The following is a 15,225-nucleotide window of genomic DNA, read 5'->3' on the forward strand; positions in this document are numbered from 1 at the left end:
ATTACTATAAAATCGCTTGAGTAATTGAACATATATTTTTATGCTTATAAATAATAAGGTTTGATAAAGTGAGGATTTAAGATATGTCTATTAAAACAAGGTTTTTATTTTCTTATATTGCTGTTATCCTCGTTTCCATTACGCTTATATTAGTCACGGGATTTTTAATCGTTTTTTCGATAACAGGTGACTTGGAAGCAGTGAAAAATTTCTATAAAAGTTCTTACATTCAAAAGCCGCTTACACCAGAAGAAGAGAATGCCTATCTTGAGTTGAAGTCAGCAGCCAAACAGCATCAATCTCAATTGTTAGATGAGTCGTTTGTCTCAGCAATAGAAAAAGAGGGTGTGAAAATAGTAGTAAGAAAAGGAGAAACACTTTCATATGCTTCAAACGTATTTGAAAGTGTATCTTTAAAAGAAGCCCTTCCGAAATTTGAATCAGCAAATATTAATAGTCGTGGTACAACGGAACTAGGCGATACATTTTATCGATATGTAAAGTTTGATTTTTATTTTCCTCAGGAAGAAGAGGGAAGTATATTTGTATTAAAAAAGCAAAGTTCATTTGTAGATCTTACACAAAAATTATTTCCAATCTTATTCGTATCGCTTTTACTACTAGCCATTTTACTCATTGGATTATTAAGTTACCTCGTTTCAAGAAGTGTAATAAAACCAATTTTTGTATTGAAAGGCGCAACGGAGAAAATTAAAGAAGGAAATTTAGATTTTCAAATACCAGTTACATCACACGATGAAATAGGGCAATTAAATCAAGGATTTGAGGAAATGAGGAAGAGATTAAAAGAATCGATAGAGATGCAAACGCAGTATGAAGAAAATCGAAAAGAGCTTATTTCAAACATCTCTCATGATTTAAAAACACCGATTACATCAATTATCGGATATGTAGAAGGAATAAAGGACGGAGTAGCAAATACGCCAGAAAAAATGGATAAGTATTTAACAACTATCCATACGAAGGCAAAACATATGGACACACTCATTGATGAACTATTTTTATTTTCGAAGCTCGATTTGAATCGAGTTCCATTCCAGTTTGAAACAGTTGAATTGAATACGTTTATGCAAGAATTAATAGAAGAGATGCAGATGGATTTAAGTGAAGAAGGTATAGAAGTGCGCCTACAGTTACATGCATCACCACTATATGTAACGGCTGATTGCGAAAAGATCAATAGAGTTATATCAAATTTAATTCATAATAGTGTGAAATACATGGATAAAGAAGAGAAGAAAATTACTGTAACAGTATCGAGTGATAATAATAAAGTTATTGTGAAAGTGATGGACAACGGATCAGGTATAGAATCTGATACATTGCCGTATATCTTTGAACGTTTTTATCGTGCAGAACAATCGCGGAATTCTAGCACAGGTGGAAGTGGACTTGGTTTAGCAATAGCGAAGCAAATTGTTGAAGAACATGGCGGGGAAATTTGGGCGGAAAGCGAGCTTGGTAAAGGCACAAGCATTTTCTTCTCATTGGAAAAAGTAGAGGAATGTGGTGAGTAAATTGAAAAGAATTTTATTAATAGAAGATGAAGTAAGTATTGCAGAATTACAGCGAGATTATTTAGAAATTAATGATTTCCAAGTTGATGTAGAGCATTCAGGAGAAATAGGTTTACAAACAGCCTTGCAAGAAGACTATGATTTAATTATTTTAGATATTATGCTTCCGAAAATGAACGGATTCGAAATTTGTAAACAAATACGTGCTGTAAAAGATATTCCGATTCTACTTGTTTCAGCAAAAAAAGAAGATATAGATAAAATTCGCGGACTCGGATTAGGAGCGGATGATTATATAACGAAACCGTTTAGCCCGAGTGAATTAGTCGCAAGAGTAAAAGCACATATTGCCCGTTATGAAAGATTATTAGGAAATGTAAGTAAGCAACGTGATACGTTATATATTCACGGAATTTCTATCGATCAACGAGCGAGAAAAGTTTTTATAAACAATGAAGAAGTTGCGTTTACAACGAAGGAATTTGATTTATTAACATTCTTTGTCACACATCCAAACCAAGTATTAAATAAAGAACAGTTATTTGAACGCATTTGGGGATTAGATTCCGCTGGTGATTTAGCCACTGTTGTCGTCCACATTAGAAAGCTACGTGAAAAAATTGAAAGAGATCCTGCTCACCCGCAATATATTGAAACAGTATGGGGAGCTGGTTATCGTTTTAACGTGTAATATACCTGCCGAGTAATTGGCAGGTTTTTTTGTATGTTATTCAAATGGAAAGGAAGGAATAGGTAATTTATGTTAAAATGTAAAGAGAAACAAAACAGAGGAGAGCATGAGGGGCGTGCTATATTTTGGGTAATTAAAAGCATTTCTAGCTCTAAGGTAAGTTTAAAAGATAGAGATAAAAAGTCGGTATTACTTGATGTGGGTTTAGTTGTTATTTCTTTTATTTTTTTAGTTGTTTTTAGTGTGAAATATTTCGTTTGAAAAAAGCTCATAGTCGTATAGAGGCTATGAGCTTTTTGTCAGTGTTTAGGTTTTCTTAATAATAATGGTACTAACGATTTATAAAATGTTTGAGTAGTAGAAGTAAACTGATCAGCTTCTTCTAAAAAAGGATAATGGTTGCTCTCCTCAAATGTCACAAAAGTAGAATCGCATATACCCTCATGTATCTCGATGGAATATTGAATAGGACACTGCACATCATATCTTCCGCATATAATAAGTGTCTTTGTTTGGATGAAAGGTAAATACTCTCTTAAATCAAATGAAGGATATTCATTGGCGAAAGCATTCATCCGGCTAATGGACATTGTTTTGTTGATTGGTTTACAAAAATAAGAGTTGTAGTTTTCTGGTTTAAACAATGATAATTTTGTTCTCTCAGTAGATAGTTCTTTTCGTTCTTCACTTGTAAGGTGAGGGCTTTTTAAGTTTTCGATGAGTTTTTGCATATAATGAAACTGTGGATGTGCTGGGTGATAAATGCAAAATGGTGTTTCGGTATAGTTACTTGCTGCAGCGCCTGCTACGACTAATGATTGTAAGGAATTTGGATATGTAATCGCATATAAAAGTCCAAGCATACCACCTGTTGAATGACCGGCGAAATGCCATGTTGGAAGTTGTAATGCTTCTCGTATGGCTTCTAAGTCGTGGATTGTTTCAATCATGCTTAATTCGTTTTCTAACTGGGCGGTTACAGAGCGACCAGTATCTCGTAAATTAATGAGAAATACACGATGCGTAGCAGTAAAAACATCCGCAAAGTAATCCCCAGTTTCATTAAATTGTGAATAGTGATGTGTAATACAAAGCGATTCGCCATTTCCTTTTGTAAAGAGTTCAAATGTACCGCGTTTCGTGTTGATTATTTGTTGTGTCCACATAATATCACGACCTTTTCTCATAAAAGTTGGGCCAGACTGTTATAAAATGAAAATATATCAGCGATTATTAGAATATATCGGCGCCACTCGGAATATATCAGCGATTATCAAAATATATCGGCGTAACTCGGAATATATCAGCGATTATTAAAATATATCGACTTACCGACAGAAAACGACAATAATAGCAAGCTTTAAATAAAAGGAGGCTATTCAAAAACGAGCCTCCTTTTCGTTTAGTATAAAGATTTTGTCATATTATTCCGAATAATTTCAAGGGATTTCGCTACAGTTAATGCGTTTTTTTCTTCAATTTCTGGTTTACGGGGGATAGGTTTATACATGTTGTCTGGATCTTCCCATGTGAGGGGAAGTTCTGTTTCTGCTTGTCCTTTCCAAGCTTCAATCCATTCTGGAGGGAGATAACCTGAGATGTTTTGGATGTTGTTCATTTCGAGCCAAATGAGCGCCCAAGCTCTTGGAACGACGCGCCAGTGATCATAGCCACCGCCACCGACAGCGATCCAGCGACCTTCGCAATATTCATTAGCAATTTCACGAGCGAGCTTCGGTATTTCGCGGTAAATATTCATTGTCGCACAAAGATGTGTAAGTGGGTCATAATAATGTGCGTCAGCACCATTTTGCGTTAAAATAATATCCGGTTTAAAGTACGCTGCAACTTCTTTTACAACAGTTCGATATGATTCTAAGAACGATTCATCTTCTGTAAAAGCATCGAGTGGAACATTAAAAGAATAACTATAACCATTACCTTGGCCACGTTCGTTTACAGCGCCAGTTCCAGGGAATAAATAACGACCAGTTTCATGCAGTGAAATGGTGCATACGTTAGGGTCATCATAAAACGACCACTGTACGCCATCACCGTGATGAGCATCTGTATCAATATATAAGACGCGTAAACCGTATTTCTTTTGAATATATTTCATTGCGATAGAACTGTCGTTATAAATACAAAAGCCAGATGCTTTGCCGCGAAAGCCGTGATGTAAGCCGCCGCCCAAATTAAGTGCGTGTTTTACTTTTCCGGAAAGAACAGCATCGACAGCTGTTAACGTACCGCCAACGAGCAATGCGCTTGCTTCGTGCATATTTGGGAACATCGGTGTATCTTCTGTTCCGAGTCCATATGTCATTGCAATTGATTTTTCTAACTTTCCTTCTCCAGCACGTTTTACCGCATTTATGTACTCCTCTGTATGAACGTAGGCGATCTCTTCATCTGTAGCCATCCGTGGTGAGATGATTTGAGAGGGAGAGATGAAACCGCCCTTTTGTAATAAATCATACGTAAGTGTGACGCGCAGTTGGTTAAAAGGATGATCAGGGCTAAATGAATAGCCCCGAAAGTCATCCGAATAAATAAACGCGCTACTCATGCCTGCATCCCCATGATGTTTGGCCATAATACGCGGTAACCTTCTGCTTCAAGTGCATCAATCACTTTTAGAGGATTCATCGTTTGAATGCGGAAAACGAGTACTTTATCATTCTCATCTTTTGCTGGATAGACGAGAACACTCACGATATTTATTTGTAAATCACTAAAAATAGCAACGACTTTTCCAAGAATACCAGGTTCGTTTTTTACTTGAATTTCAATTTGCGAACTTGGTTGATGTGCTCCTGTTAATTTTACTAACGTGTGTAATACTGTAGATTCAGAAATGATTCCAACTAACTTCCCGGCCTTTGTAACAGGAAGACAGCCAATTTTATTTTCAAAAAATAAAGTAGCAATTTCCTCAACAAAATCGAGAGGATGGCAAGTCATAACAGGATGTTTCATAATAAGTTCGAGCGGTTGCTGTAGCATATCGAGTGAAACTTGTTCATCTAGAATAGACGGACTTGCATCTCTTACATCCCGATCAGAAATAATGCCTACGACGTGATTATTTTGATCGACAATTGGAATGTGCCGAATGCCTTTCGTGCGTATCGTTCGGATTGCTGTTTCGATTGTATCGTTTGGATGTAATGTAACTACATTTTGATTCATAATTTCTTCTACAATCATTCCAGTTGCCCCCTTTATTAATACATAAAACGATTGTGAAAACGTAGACGATCAAAAGCTTGAATAGAATCCGTATCAACGCGTTTACCGATGCGGACCATTAAACAGTTGGCAGGATGTGAACAAATTTCAGGATCGTCTGTAGCCATCCATTGTAACCCGCCAGCATTCATCATCTTCTCCATTACTTTTCGGTATTCCCACACATTCAATCCTGTTTGTTTCAAATCCCAGTGCCAATAATATTCAGTCGTCAATATAATGTAATCTTCCATATAATCGTCCATCATAGAAACCTCTAGTAAGTTCTTTCCGACAGAACTCCCGCGGAAGGCTGGGACTACTTCAATTGCCCCAAGCTCAATTAAGTTTTCCATTTTTCCTTCTGACCATCGTTCAAGTGGATCAGGATACAAGTATGTAACATATCCAACAATTGTTTGGTCATGTCTAGCAATAATGAGACGAGCTTCTGGTAATTTAGAAATTTCGACAATTGCTTTATATTGTTGCTCGGCAGGACGAAACGCAATTAAGTCTGGATGAAACTCATACATTTCTAAGTTATGTGTAGAGACAGGACCTTCAATAATTAAAGTGCCTTTCGCTGTTTTTAAGTTTCTAGCATTATATATTTTTTTATGAATCAATGTATTGCTCACCACCTTGAGGGTTTGTGAATCTATTAATATCGTACTTTATAATATATGCGATGTGAATCGAAATTTGTCATTAAAAATTTGTCTAAAAATCAACAAATATACTGAAAATTTTAAATAATGTCATTATAATAGATAATAGAATACATAGGAGGGGGATGTAAAGTATGAAAGTAGAAACGCTTCCTGTCATTAAAGGAGAAAATAATTTGCCGAATTATGATGAGGCATACGCGAATTTTAACTGGGAAGAGGTTAATAAAAACTTTACTTGGAATGAAACAGGCCGAGTAAATATGGCGTATGAGGCAATTGATAAGCATGCGAAATCCGATCGAAAGAATAAAGTAGCTCTTTATTATCAAGATGGATCGCGAAAAGAGAAATATACATTTAAGGAAATGAAGGATTTTTCTAATAAAGCAGGAAACGTCCTTAAGAATTATGGCGATGTAGAAAAAGGCGATCGCGTTTTTATTTTTATGCCACGTTCTCCAGAGTTATATTTCGCACTTTTAGGTGCAGTGAAATTAGGAGCAATTGTTGGACCGCTATTTGAAGCATTTATGGAAGGCGCAGTTCGCGATCGCTTAGAAGATAGCGAAGCAAAGGTGTTAATTACAACGCCTGAATTGTTAGAGCGCGTACCATTAAATGATTTACCGGCTTTAAAAACAGTTTTCCTTGTTGGAGATAATGTAGAAGAAGGCGGTAAAACGGTAGCGTTCAATCCGTTATTTGAACAAGCTTCAAAAGAATTACATATTGAATGGTTAGGCCGTGAAGACGGTTTGATTCTACATTACACGTCTGGCTCTACTGGTAAGCCAAAAGGTGTGCTTCATGCGCAAAACGCAATGGTTCAGCACTATCAAACGGCGAAGTGGGTATTAGATTTAAAAGAAGACGATGTATATTGGTGTACTGCTGACCCGGGCTGGGTAACTGGAACAGCTTACGGTATTTTCGCACCGTGGTTAGTTGGAGCGTCAAATGTTATTTTAGGTGGACGCTTTAGTCCAGAAGCTTGGTATGAAGCACTGCAAGATTACGGTGTGACGGTTTGGTACAGCGCACCAACAGCATTCCGTATGTTAATGGGAGCTGGACAAGACGCAATTAAAAAATATGACTTATCACAAGTTCGTCACGTATTAAGCGTTGGTGAGCCGTTAAATCCAGAAGTAATTCGCTGGGGTATGAATGCATTTGGACTTCGTATTCATGATACGTGGTGGATGACAGAAACAGGTGGACAAGTAATTTGTAACTACCCTTGTATGGAAATCCGTCCAGGTTCAATGGGTAAACCAATTCCAGGTGTGAAAGCAGCGATTGTTGATAATGAAGGAAATGAAGTGCCTCCTTACACAATGGGTAACTTAGCAATTGCGAAAGGTTGGCCATCTATGATGCGCGGGATCTGGAATAACCAGCAAAAATATGAATCTTATTTCATGCCGGGAGATTGGTACGTATCAGGTGACTCTGCCTATATGGATGAAGATGGATACTTCTGGTTCCAAGGACGTATTGACGATGTAATTATGACGTCAGGTGAGCGCGTTGGTCCGTTTGAAGTAGAAAGTAAATTAATCGAGCATGCTGCTGTTGCAGAAGCTGGTGTAATTGGTATTCCTGATCCGGTGCGTGGCGAAATTATTAAAGCATTTATCGCACTTCGAGCAGGATACGAACCATCTGATGAATTAAAAGAAGAAATTCGTCAATTTGTAAAGAAAGGCCTAGCAGCTCATGCAGCGCCACGACAAATTGAATTTAGAGATAAATTACCGAAAACGAGAAGTGGTAAAATTATGCGACGCGTATTAAAAGCGTGGGAGCTGAATTTACCAACAGGTGACTTATCAACGATGGAAGATTAAGAGAGAAAGGTCTGAACGAAAAATGTTCAGGCCTTTCTTTTTTATGATATCATTAACTTGTATATATAAGTTAAAGGGGATAGTATGATGAAAACAGAAAAGGAAAAGATGATACTAGGAGAAATGTACATACCGGCTGATCCAGTTTTAGTACAAGAAAGAGAGCAAGCACGTATATTAACGAGAAAATTAAATGATACGCCAGAAGAGCAATTAAAAGAGCGTAGCGAAATCGTAAAAGAATTATTCGGAACGACAGGAGATAATATTCATCTTGAATCTTCTTTTAGGTGTGATTACGGCTATAACATTCATGTCGGTGAAAATTTTTACGCGAACTTTGACTGTACCATTTTAGACGTATGCCCGGTAACAATCGGAGTGAACTGTATGTTAGCTCCAGGTGTTCACATTTATACAGCAACGCACCCACTTGATCCGGTAGAGCGTATAAGCGGATCAGAATACGGAAAACCAGTTACAATTGGCGATAACGTATGGATTGGCGGAAGAGCAATTATTAATCCCGGTGTATCAATTGGAGACAATGCGGTGATTGCATCTGGTGCTGTCGTAACGAAAGATGTGCCTAATAATGTAGTAGTTGGCGGGAATCCTGCAAAGATTATAAAAAAACTAAAATAATATTTGAACGAAGTGCCTTCCTCGTCTGTATACATTTATGAAAGAATAGATGAGGGAGGCTTTTATATGTCTAATAAATTACTTCTTGCTTTTGCTTTACTTGGAATTATAGTCGTATTTTCTTGTGGTCTTTTCTTACCGATACCAATTGGATATAGAGTATCAATGCTTACAGCTGGAGTTATAATGAGTGTTGTGTTTTCAATCATTATTCCATTTGATAGAAAACATATAGTACGGAAAAATGGATATAAAATTGATTTTACAAAAACAAAAGTGTATTTTCGCTGGAATGTATTTGACACTATTTCTGTCTGCCTTGCGTTGTATGCATGCATATGTGTGCAAGCGTTAAATACTTTAGTTGCAATGGGATTTACGATTCAAAACCCATATGTGCAATTTTTTACAAATCAATCACAATTGTGGATTTTTATTGCGATTGCATATTTAATTTCCCGTATTTCATTAACGTTAAAAGGAATAAAGGAGATCAAAAATCATGGCGCAGATTGGGATTGAGGAGGAGCTCATGCTTGCGTATCAAAGTGGAGATAAACAAGCGGGAGAAAGACTATATGTTTTAATCAAACCAGCGCTATACACATTTTTATATCGATTTAACCGAGATGAACAATTAAGTATCGATCTTGTGCAAGATACGTTTTTGACGCTAGAGCGTAAGAAACATATGTATGAACTTGAAAAAGGTAAAATAAAAACGTATTTATTTCAAATTGGTTATCGTCTTATGATTAATAAATTAAATAGGAGAAAAAAGTGGCGTACGCTTTTGCCATTTTTAGTGCCGATTCCGGAAAAAGAATTTTCTCACGAAGATCGGCTCACAGTAAGAGAAGCAATTTTGAAAGTTCCAGAAGGGCAAAGAGCGGTCCTAATCCTTTCTTATTATCATGACATGCAGCAAAAAGAAATTGCAGAGATATTAAACATTCCGATTGGAACGGTGAAATCGAGACTTCATAACGGGATAAAGAAATTGAAACAATTGCTGGAGGTGGACGAAATTGAGCGAAAATCCCTTTAAGAGTGAATATAAGTTAAAGCAACATTTAGATAGTGATCATGTAGAAATACCAGACTTTCCAAAAACGGTAAGTCGATTCGATCGATTAATCGGGTTTCTTGGTTCCCCAACGAAAGATCCTGTGGAGGCGACCATTGGGAATGATTTATCGATTGTGTTTCATGTATCGTTATTAGTTGGGGTTCCAATTCTTTCTCTTATTACGATACTCTTTATGGTGTTGTAAAGGATTGACAAGAAGGGAAACCTGACCTCTATTTGACATGCCTATATAAATGATGGTATAAAGAAAAGTATATGAATAATTGAGCGTGGAAAGGGAGAAGTAGTGATCATTTCCCTGTTTTAGAGAGCTGATGGCCGGTGAAAATCAGCACATAGATGATCGCGAATTACGCCCCTAGAGCATCTTTTTTCGATTGAATTGTATTCAAAAGGGAAAAGACGGTGCTAAGCCGTTATGTAAATAAGGTGGTAGGCTTTTTTTTGCCTGCAACTAGGGTGGTAACGCGATAATCAAAATCGTCCCTTATTTGAAGGGGCGATTTTTTTATGTTTTCAACCTTCACGCCAGTAATGAACTTAAAGGAGAGTATGTAGGATATGGGTATTTTACAAGATCTTGAATTTCGCGGTCTAATTAATCAGCAAACAGATGCTGAGGGCCTTGAGCAATTATTAGAAAAAGAAAGCGTTAAATTATACTGTGGTTTCGACCCGACAGCGGATAGCTTACACATTGGTCATATGTTACCAGTATTAATGTTACGTCGTTTCCAATTAGCTGGTCACCAACCAATCGCACTTGTTGGTGGTGGTACTGGTATGATCGGTGACCCGAGTGGTAAAAAAGCAGAACGTACATTAAATACGAAAGATACAGTTGCTTACTACACAGAAAGCATTAAAAACCAACTTTCAAACTTCTTAGAGTTTGAAAACGTGGACAACCCAGCAACGATGGCTAACAACTACGACTGGCTTGGTAGCTTAGATGTAATTTCATTCTTACGCGATATCGGTAAAAACTTCGGTTTAAACTATATGTTAGCAAAAGATACGGTAGCATCTCGTTTAGAAACTGGTATTTCATTCACTGAGTTCAGTTACATGATTTTACAATCATACGACTTCTTAAACTTATACCAACAACATAATTGCCGTCTGCAAATCGGTGGTAGTGACCAATGGGGTAACATTACAGCTGGTCTTGAATTAATCCGTAAATCAGAAGAAGATGCGAAAGCATTCGGTTTAACAATTCCACTTGTTACTAAATCTGACGGTACGAAGTTTGGTAAAACAGAAGGCGGCGCAATTTGGTTAGACCCAGAGAAAACAACTCCTTACGAGTTCTACCAATTCTGGATTAACACAGATGACCGCGACGTTGTTAAATACTTAAAATACTTCACATTCTTATCTCATGAAGAAATTCTTGAGCTTGAGAAGCAAGTAGCTGAAGCGCCAGAAAAACGTGCAGCACAAAAAGCATTAGGTGCAGAAATGACAAAACTTGTTCATGGTGAAGAAGCATTAGAGCAAGCGATTAAAATTTCAGCTGCATTATTCAGCGGTTCTGTAGCAGAACTAACTGCAAGCGAAATCGAACAAGGATTCAAAGACGTACCATCTGTAGAACGTACTGCAGAAGATACAGTATTAATCGACTTACTTGTAGAAAGCAAAATCTCTCCATCAAAACGTCAAGCACGTGAAGATGTAACGAACGGCGCAATCTACGTAAATGGTGAGCGTACACAAGCATTAGACTACGTTGTAACAGAAAACGACCGCATCGAAGGTAAATTCACAGTCATTCGCCGCGGTAAGAAGAAATATTTCTTAATTCGTTACTAATCAGAAACGAATATAAAACAAATAGTACCCCGAATTGTAGGCTGAAAATTCTATGATTCGGGGTTTTTTATGTATAAATTTAGATTGCCTCACGAGATCTTGTAAATAGAATATGAAGAATTAATACGAGCATATAAAGTAAGCTAATAAGCATAACAATAAATGCTGTTGGATAAAATTTTGCCGCATATATAAAGAAATCGATTTGATAAATATCTTCGTAATTTGAAACGGTGCCTTTAAAGTAATTCGTAAACTTGGCACTATATTTCCATTCATCAGGATCATCTATTAAATTACTTCCCTGATACCAATTAATAAGTGCGGAAGTAATAAACAACATACATGCACTACCCAACTGAACCATTTGATTTATTGTCAAAACGAATCAACCTCCTATTTAATGGTTATTATAGCGTGCATTCATATTCCTGTAACCTTTTTGTTGTAATCTCCTTTTCGAGTTCATACGGAAATCACATGTAAGCGGTATGATAAATGTATAACAAATAGAAAGGAGTGGTAAAACGAAATGTCACTAGAAGCGTTGATTATTTTTTCTTTGCTAAACGCGGGTCAACTTGCAGAGAATTCGAAAGTTGATATACATAAAGAGCAGAAAGATGCTTATGTATATGTTCAAAAAGAGGAAAATAAATAACTTTAATATATATAAATAAAAGCTACTCGAAGTAACTGTTTTGGTGTCTTCGGTAGCTTTTTACATTATGAATAGATAGGAATTAATTCTCGCTTGAAATCTTCGTACATTTCAAAGGCGATTTTCATGATTTCTTTGAGTTCATTGTAACTGTGGAAGCATACTGCTGGCAATCTTTCAGAACCATTGGATAATACTTTTACAAACATATCCCATGAATTCCCAACTCTAACTTCACCATTATACCTTGCAGACCAAATGAACTCAACAAGCCCATATTTTAAGCTGATATTGAATCTGAAAGTATAGAAATCCTTGTTCTTTACTTCACCAACAATAAAAAAGTTTTCCTTTTTCATAAAACGAGCTTTATAGCCAAGAGACTCAAATACTTCAATTGCTTTTTCATTTTCATAGTTTTCAAATGTGTTTTCTCTATCTGGAAATTGTTTTGATAATGCTTTATATCTCTGAATAAAATCAATTTTCTCAAGTACCTCTTTAATTTCGGGTTCTAAATCATACGCCATCAATTATTCCTCCCTAAATCTAATATCAATATCATATTTTTCTTTTGCTAGCTTGATATATCCATCTATTTTTTTGAATTTTTTATTAGATGTTGGAATCTCTAAAATATATCTTCCTTCTAGTAACTTTCCCTCCCCTTACAAGAAAATAATACCAATTTAAGGAAGAAGTTGTAAATTGAATATTCTAATAATTCTACAGTTAAAGAGATACTAGTTCATTAAGTTTTTTTAATCTTATTCAGATGCTCGGGTGATGAAGAGGTTTTTAAGGTTGAATGTAAATAGAAAAAGGGAAGGTATAGAGAATGTACACATAAATATGTTGTAAAAATCATGTTAACAAAAAGAAAGTATAGCAAAGAAAAATGAGTTATGGGGTAGAATGTAGTGTTTTTAAGTGTTAGAAGAAGGTACACTGGCTAAATTCAGAAATGATAATTCTAATGTTTTATTAGCATTGAAAAGAAATACTAACATTAGAACAAATAGGACAGTATAAAATGAATTAGATAATGAAGAAAGCCGCTCGTTTTTTCGGGGCGGCTTATTCTTTACATGTTTTAGTTTTCTTCTTCTTTGTAATTCAATGCAATCTCTACTATTTCTTCCGGTGTTAAATCCCTAAAATCCCAAAAGATTATATCACTTGGAGCGGGATGAGGTACACCGCTATTATTAAATTGGTTTACGTATTCATTAAGTTCTTCTTCAGGTAATTTAGGATTACAAATCTTTGTTACAAGTTCAATAAGTTCTTCTTTTGTCATTTTGAGTGTCATACTAACCATCCTTTCATAATCATTAACCTTTTTTACCGAAATGATATGAACGATCTAAAACATTTTGATGCATTTTAGGAGAAACAATTATTAAGTTATCGAGATTGTACACATCTCCACCCTGGTGAATTGGTTGTTTATGGTGCAAAATATATTGATTGTGCTGACCATACTTCTCAGATAATGGAGCGAATGGAGCTTTACCCTCTTTCATAAGGTTTATATTTCTTTGGTTAAATTCTGTCGCATAGTCTGAATCAGCAACTGTTTTCCAAAACTCTTTTCTAAAATCATCAAAGGAGTTGAAATTTTTTCCAATTAGCTTATTTCGAATTTCTTGTGGAATAACACCAATTGAACCTTTATTATACATTAGTTTCTTTTGAGTCCCTAAACTTCGTTCAAGATTAAAACTTGAAGTTACTGTTCCTGGAGAATTTCTTTTTTGTGCACTTGAAATTGTAGTCTTTGCAAAATTATAGTAGGCTTGATTCAATTCGCTTTGAGGTATCTTGGTTATGATAGTTCCACCAGAGAAAGCATAAGAAACATCTTTCTTAAAAGATTGTAAAATCTCAGATGCGTGCCTCATTTCTTTTATTAGTGTTACTCCTTTTGTTAATGTACTTGCTCCACTTGATGCTTTTACTCCTTTTATAACAAGTCCTGCTCTACCTAATCCCTTGTCGGTGATTAGACCAATACCTATTTGGGTTAATGCATAAGTAATCCATTGCGTACGGCTCTCTGCATCTCCATTTATCATATCTCGTTTCACGGTACTTGAAAATGTATGCCACATATTTTTCGCCGTTTCATCCAAATGTAAAATCGCATATGTAACATTAATAAAAGTTTCTATATCCATATTCCTTATATTCATATTACTTAAAGTTTCCATGGACTTGATTGTATCTTCAACAGCTTTCCCTGTTCCGATTACAGTACCATTCCATATCTTTTTTACTGTTTCGAACATTTTAACTACACTGTCTACCTTATCGCCCCACGCTTTTTTAATTGCAGATGTTTCTTCTAGCCTACCGGACATTTCTCCATCTTTAATTAAATAATCAGCTTTTCGTTTTTTTCTTCTGTAATTGCTTGAATAGGACCCGTCCATTCCATATTCAACCCTTGTGTACTAAATGTACCACTGGCGGGACTAAAACCTTTTCCGCTTTGTACTTCCGCCAAACCTGTCGCAATGCTAGCGGCTAGTTGGAGTGCAGTATCATAATTATTACTAGAAGTATAATTAAATTCATATAGATGTTCTAATTTTTCTTGCAGTTTTTGCCTCATGACAGTAAAAAGATTTACCATAGCGTCCATACCTGGGATCGACATAGTTTGGTTGAGCGCTTCTGTACTTGCTATCATTCGATCGATTTCTCGAATTTGTTCTATTATCTCCTGTTCGATAACATCTGTAGAAGCTACCTGTGATTGAAAGTCTCTTGGAAAGGCATTATTTTGAAGGATTAATTCTTCGCATAAGTAAATGATTCCTTGTGCTAACGGACGAAAGGTTTGTAAGAAATATGCTTTTGCACTGCTATATGTTTGCCCTTGTAGAACAGTATCCAATGCAAAAGCGTCAATAGAATGAATAATTTGTTCCATACCTTGAATAGTAGCGTTACATAAAGAGTTCATACTTTCTGTTTGAGCTTGTACTTCACCGAGATACATATTTAAAGACATGAACTTTC

At 36.0% G+C, this 15,225-nt stretch carries 17 protein-coding genes, 1 pseudogene and 1 other annotated feature; of the genes and pseudogenes, 10 read left to right on the forward strand and 8 right to left on the reverse strand.

What is annotated here, in order from left to right:
- Positions 1-83: 83 nt before the first annotated feature.
- From HMPREF1014_RS01100 to HMPREF1014_RS01110, 3 genes are all read left to right on the forward strand, one after another.
- Positions 84-1,538 carry a sensor histidine kinase gene (locus tag HMPREF1014_RS01100; RefSeq protein ID WP_000023892.1) on the forward strand — a complete coding sequence of 485 codons (1,455 nt, stop codon included), beginning with the start codon at positions 84-86 and terminating at the stop codon, positions 1,536-1,538.
- Position 1,539: 1 nt separating this feature from the next.
- On the forward strand, positions 1,540-2,229 hold the full coding sequence (locus tag HMPREF1014_RS01105; protein WP_001986686.1) for a response regulator transcription factor: 690 nt from the start codon (positions 1,540-1,542) through the stop codon (positions 2,227-2,229).
- Between the two features lie 69 nt (positions 2,230-2,298).
- Entirely contained in the window at positions 2,299-2,490 is a 192-nt protein-coding gene (locus tag HMPREF1014_RS01110) for a hypothetical protein (RefSeq protein WP_000910074.1), read from the forward strand.
- A gap of 38 nt (positions 2,491-2,528) precedes the next feature.
- Here the strand turns inward: HMPREF1014_RS01110 and HMPREF1014_RS01115 are convergent, their stop codons facing one another.
- From HMPREF1014_RS01115 to acuA, 4 genes are all read right to left on the reverse strand, one after another.
- Positions 2,529-3,416 (reverse strand): alpha/beta fold hydrolase, encoded by an 888-nt coding sequence (locus tag HMPREF1014_RS01115; protein WP_100070346.1) that lies wholly within the window; start codon positions 3,414-3,416, stop codon positions 2,529-2,531.
- 215 nt (positions 3,417-3,631) lie between these two features.
- Positions 3,632-4,798: an acetoin utilization protein AcuC gene (acuC, locus tag HMPREF1014_RS01120; RefSeq protein WP_000092824.1), complete on the reverse strand. Its 1,167-nt coding sequence runs from the start codon at positions 4,796-4,798 to the stop codon at positions 3,632-3,634.
- Positions 4,795-5,439 carry an acetoin utilization AcuB family protein gene (locus tag HMPREF1014_RS01125; RefSeq protein ID WP_000634583.1) on the reverse strand — a complete coding sequence of 215 codons (645 nt, stop codon included), beginning with the start codon at positions 5,437-5,439 and terminating at the stop codon, positions 4,795-4,797. Before HMPREF1014_RS01125 ends, acuC begins: the two co-directional genes overlap by 4 nt.
- 17 nt (positions 5,440-5,456) lie before the next feature.
- Entirely contained in the window at positions 5,457-6,089 is a 633-nt protein-coding gene (gene acuA / locus HMPREF1014_RS01130; protein ID WP_000581388.1) for an acetoin utilization protein acetyltransferase AcuA, read from the reverse strand.
- A 176-nt stretch (positions 6,090-6,265) separates the two neighbouring features.
- Between acuA and acsA the strand changes: the two genes are divergently transcribed.
- From acsA to tyrS, 6 genes are all read left to right on the forward strand, one after another.
- Positions 6,266-7,984 (forward strand): acetate--CoA ligase, encoded by a 1,719-nt coding sequence (gene acsA / locus HMPREF1014_RS01135; protein WP_000862049.1) that lies wholly within the window; start codon positions 6,266-6,268, stop codon positions 7,982-7,984.
- An 84-nt stretch (positions 7,985-8,068) separates the two neighbouring features.
- Positions 8,069-8,629, forward strand: a complete 561-nt coding sequence (locus HMPREF1014_RS01140) for a maltose acetyltransferase domain-containing protein (RefSeq protein ID WP_002024890.1) — start codon at positions 8,069-8,071, stop codon at positions 8,627-8,629.
- 66 nt (positions 8,630-8,695) lie between these two features.
- On the forward strand, positions 8,696-9,151 hold the full coding sequence (locus HMPREF1014_RS01145) for a hypothetical protein (protein WP_000066434.1): 456 nt from the start codon (positions 8,696-8,698) through the stop codon (positions 9,149-9,151).
- Positions 9,132-9,677: an RNA polymerase sigma factor gene (locus HMPREF1014_RS01150; RefSeq protein ID WP_000057204.1), complete on the forward strand. Its 546-nt coding sequence runs from the start codon at positions 9,132-9,134 to the stop codon at positions 9,675-9,677. Before HMPREF1014_RS01145 ends, HMPREF1014_RS01150 begins: the two co-directional genes overlap by 20 nt.
- Positions 9,658-9,903 (forward strand): hypothetical protein, encoded by a 246-nt coding sequence (locus HMPREF1014_RS01155; RefSeq protein WP_001293787.1) that lies wholly within the window; start codon positions 9,658-9,660, stop codon positions 9,901-9,903. The genes HMPREF1014_RS01150 and HMPREF1014_RS01155 overlap by 20 nt, the downstream gene beginning before the upstream one ends.
- 77 nt (positions 9,904-9,980) lie before the next feature.
- Positions 9,981-10,210 (forward strand) — a binding site (T-box leader).
- A gap of 70 nt (positions 10,211-10,280) precedes the next feature.
- Positions 10,281-11,537 carry a tyrosine--tRNA ligase gene (gene tyrS / locus HMPREF1014_RS01160; RefSeq protein WP_000512087.1) on the forward strand — a complete coding sequence of 419 codons (1,257 nt, stop codon included), beginning with the start codon at positions 10,281-10,283 and terminating at the stop codon, positions 11,535-11,537.
- Between the two features lie 79 nt (positions 11,538-11,616).
- Here the strand turns inward: tyrS and HMPREF1014_RS01165 are convergent, their stop codons facing one another.
- Positions 11,617-11,919, reverse strand: a complete 303-nt coding sequence (locus HMPREF1014_RS01165; RefSeq protein ID WP_000154632.1) for a YjdJ family protein — start codon at positions 11,917-11,919, stop codon at positions 11,617-11,619.
- A 150-nt stretch (positions 11,920-12,069) separates the two neighbouring features.
- On the opposite strand from HMPREF1014_RS01165, the gene HMPREF1014_RS01170 reads away from it, so the two are divergent.
- Positions 12,070-12,198: a hypothetical protein gene (locus tag HMPREF1014_RS01170; RefSeq protein ID WP_000050940.1), complete on the forward strand. Its 129-nt coding sequence runs from the start codon at positions 12,070-12,072 to the stop codon at positions 12,196-12,198.
- Positions 12,199-12,263: 65 nt separating this feature from the next.
- Here the strand turns inward: HMPREF1014_RS01170 and HMPREF1014_RS01175 are convergent, their stop codons facing one another.
- The 3 genes and pseudogenes from HMPREF1014_RS01175 to HMPREF1014_RS01185 form a co-directional block, all read right to left on the reverse strand.
- Positions 12,264-12,728 carry a hypothetical protein gene (locus HMPREF1014_RS01175; protein ID WP_000312817.1) on the reverse strand — a complete coding sequence of 155 codons (465 nt, stop codon included), beginning with the start codon at positions 12,726-12,728 and terminating at the stop codon, positions 12,264-12,266.
- A gap of 563 nt (positions 12,729-13,291) precedes the next feature.
- Positions 13,292-13,510, reverse strand: coding sequence for a bacteriocin immunity protein (locus tag HMPREF1014_RS01180; protein ID WP_000172895.1), 219 nt, complete (start codon positions 13,508-13,510; stop codon positions 13,292-13,294).
- A gap of 22 nt (positions 13,511-13,532) precedes the next feature.
- A pseudogene (locus HMPREF1014_RS01185) lies at positions 13,533-15,217 on the reverse strand (pyocin-S2/colicin E7-DNase domain-containing protein).
- Between the last annotated feature and the right edge of the window lie 8 nt (positions 15,218-15,225).

Origin of the sequence: Bacillus sp. 7_6_55CFAA_CT2 (genome assembly GCF_000238655.1) — a bacterium.
Lineage (GTDB): Bacteria > Bacillota > Bacilli > Bacillales > Bacillaceae_G > Bacillus_A > Bacillus_A cereus.

What these genes read in the sequence shown, in the direction of transcription:
- HMPREF1014_RS01100 (WP_000023892.1), top strand. Translation starts at nt 84, where the DNA reads ATGTCTATTAAAACAAGGTTTTTATTTTCTTATATTGCTGTTATCCTC.
- HMPREF1014_RS01110 (WP_000910074.1), top strand. Translation starts at nt 2,299, where the DNA reads ATGTTAAAATGTAAAGAGAAACAAAACAGAGGAGAGCATGAGGGGCGT.
- HMPREF1014_RS01115 (WP_100070346.1), bottom strand. Translation starts at nt 3,416, where the DNA reads ATGAGAAAAGGTCGTGATATTATGTGGACACAACAAATAATCAACACG.
- acuC (WP_000092824.1), bottom strand. Translation starts at nt 4,798, where the DNA reads ATGAGTAGCGCGTTTATTTATTCGGATGACTTTCGGGGCTATTCATTT.
- HMPREF1014_RS01125 (WP_000634583.1), bottom strand. Translation starts at nt 5,439, where the DNA reads ATGATTGTAGAAGAAATTATGAATCAAAATGTAGTTACATTACATCCA.
- acsA (WP_000862049.1), top strand. Translation starts at nt 6,266, where the DNA reads ATGAAAGTAGAAACGCTTCCTGTCATTAAAGGAGAAAATAATTTGCCG.
- HMPREF1014_RS01140 (WP_002024890.1), top strand. Translation starts at nt 8,069, where the DNA reads ATGATGAAAACAGAAAAGGAAAAGATGATACTAGGAGAAATGTACATA.
- HMPREF1014_RS01145 (WP_000066434.1), top strand. Translation starts at nt 8,696, where the DNA reads ATGTCTAATAAATTACTTCTTGCTTTTGCTTTACTTGGAATTATAGTC.
- HMPREF1014_RS01150 (WP_000057204.1), top strand. Translation starts at nt 9,132, where the DNA reads ATGGCGCAGATTGGGATTGAGGAGGAGCTCATGCTTGCGTATCAAAGT.
- tyrS (WP_000512087.1), top strand. Translation starts at nt 10,281, where the DNA reads ATGGGTATTTTACAAGATCTTGAATTTCGCGGTCTAATTAATCAGCAA.
- HMPREF1014_RS01170 (WP_000050940.1), top strand. Translation starts at nt 12,070, where the DNA reads ATGTCACTAGAAGCGTTGATTATTTTTTCTTTGCTAAACGCGGGTCAA.
- HMPREF1014_RS01175 (WP_000312817.1), bottom strand. Translation starts at nt 12,728, where the DNA reads ATGGCGTATGATTTAGAACCCGAAATTAAAGAGGTACTTGAGAAAATT.
- HMPREF1014_RS01180 (WP_000172895.1), bottom strand. Translation starts at nt 13,510, where the DNA reads ATGACACTCAAAATGACAAAAGAAGAACTTATTGAACTTGTAACAAAG.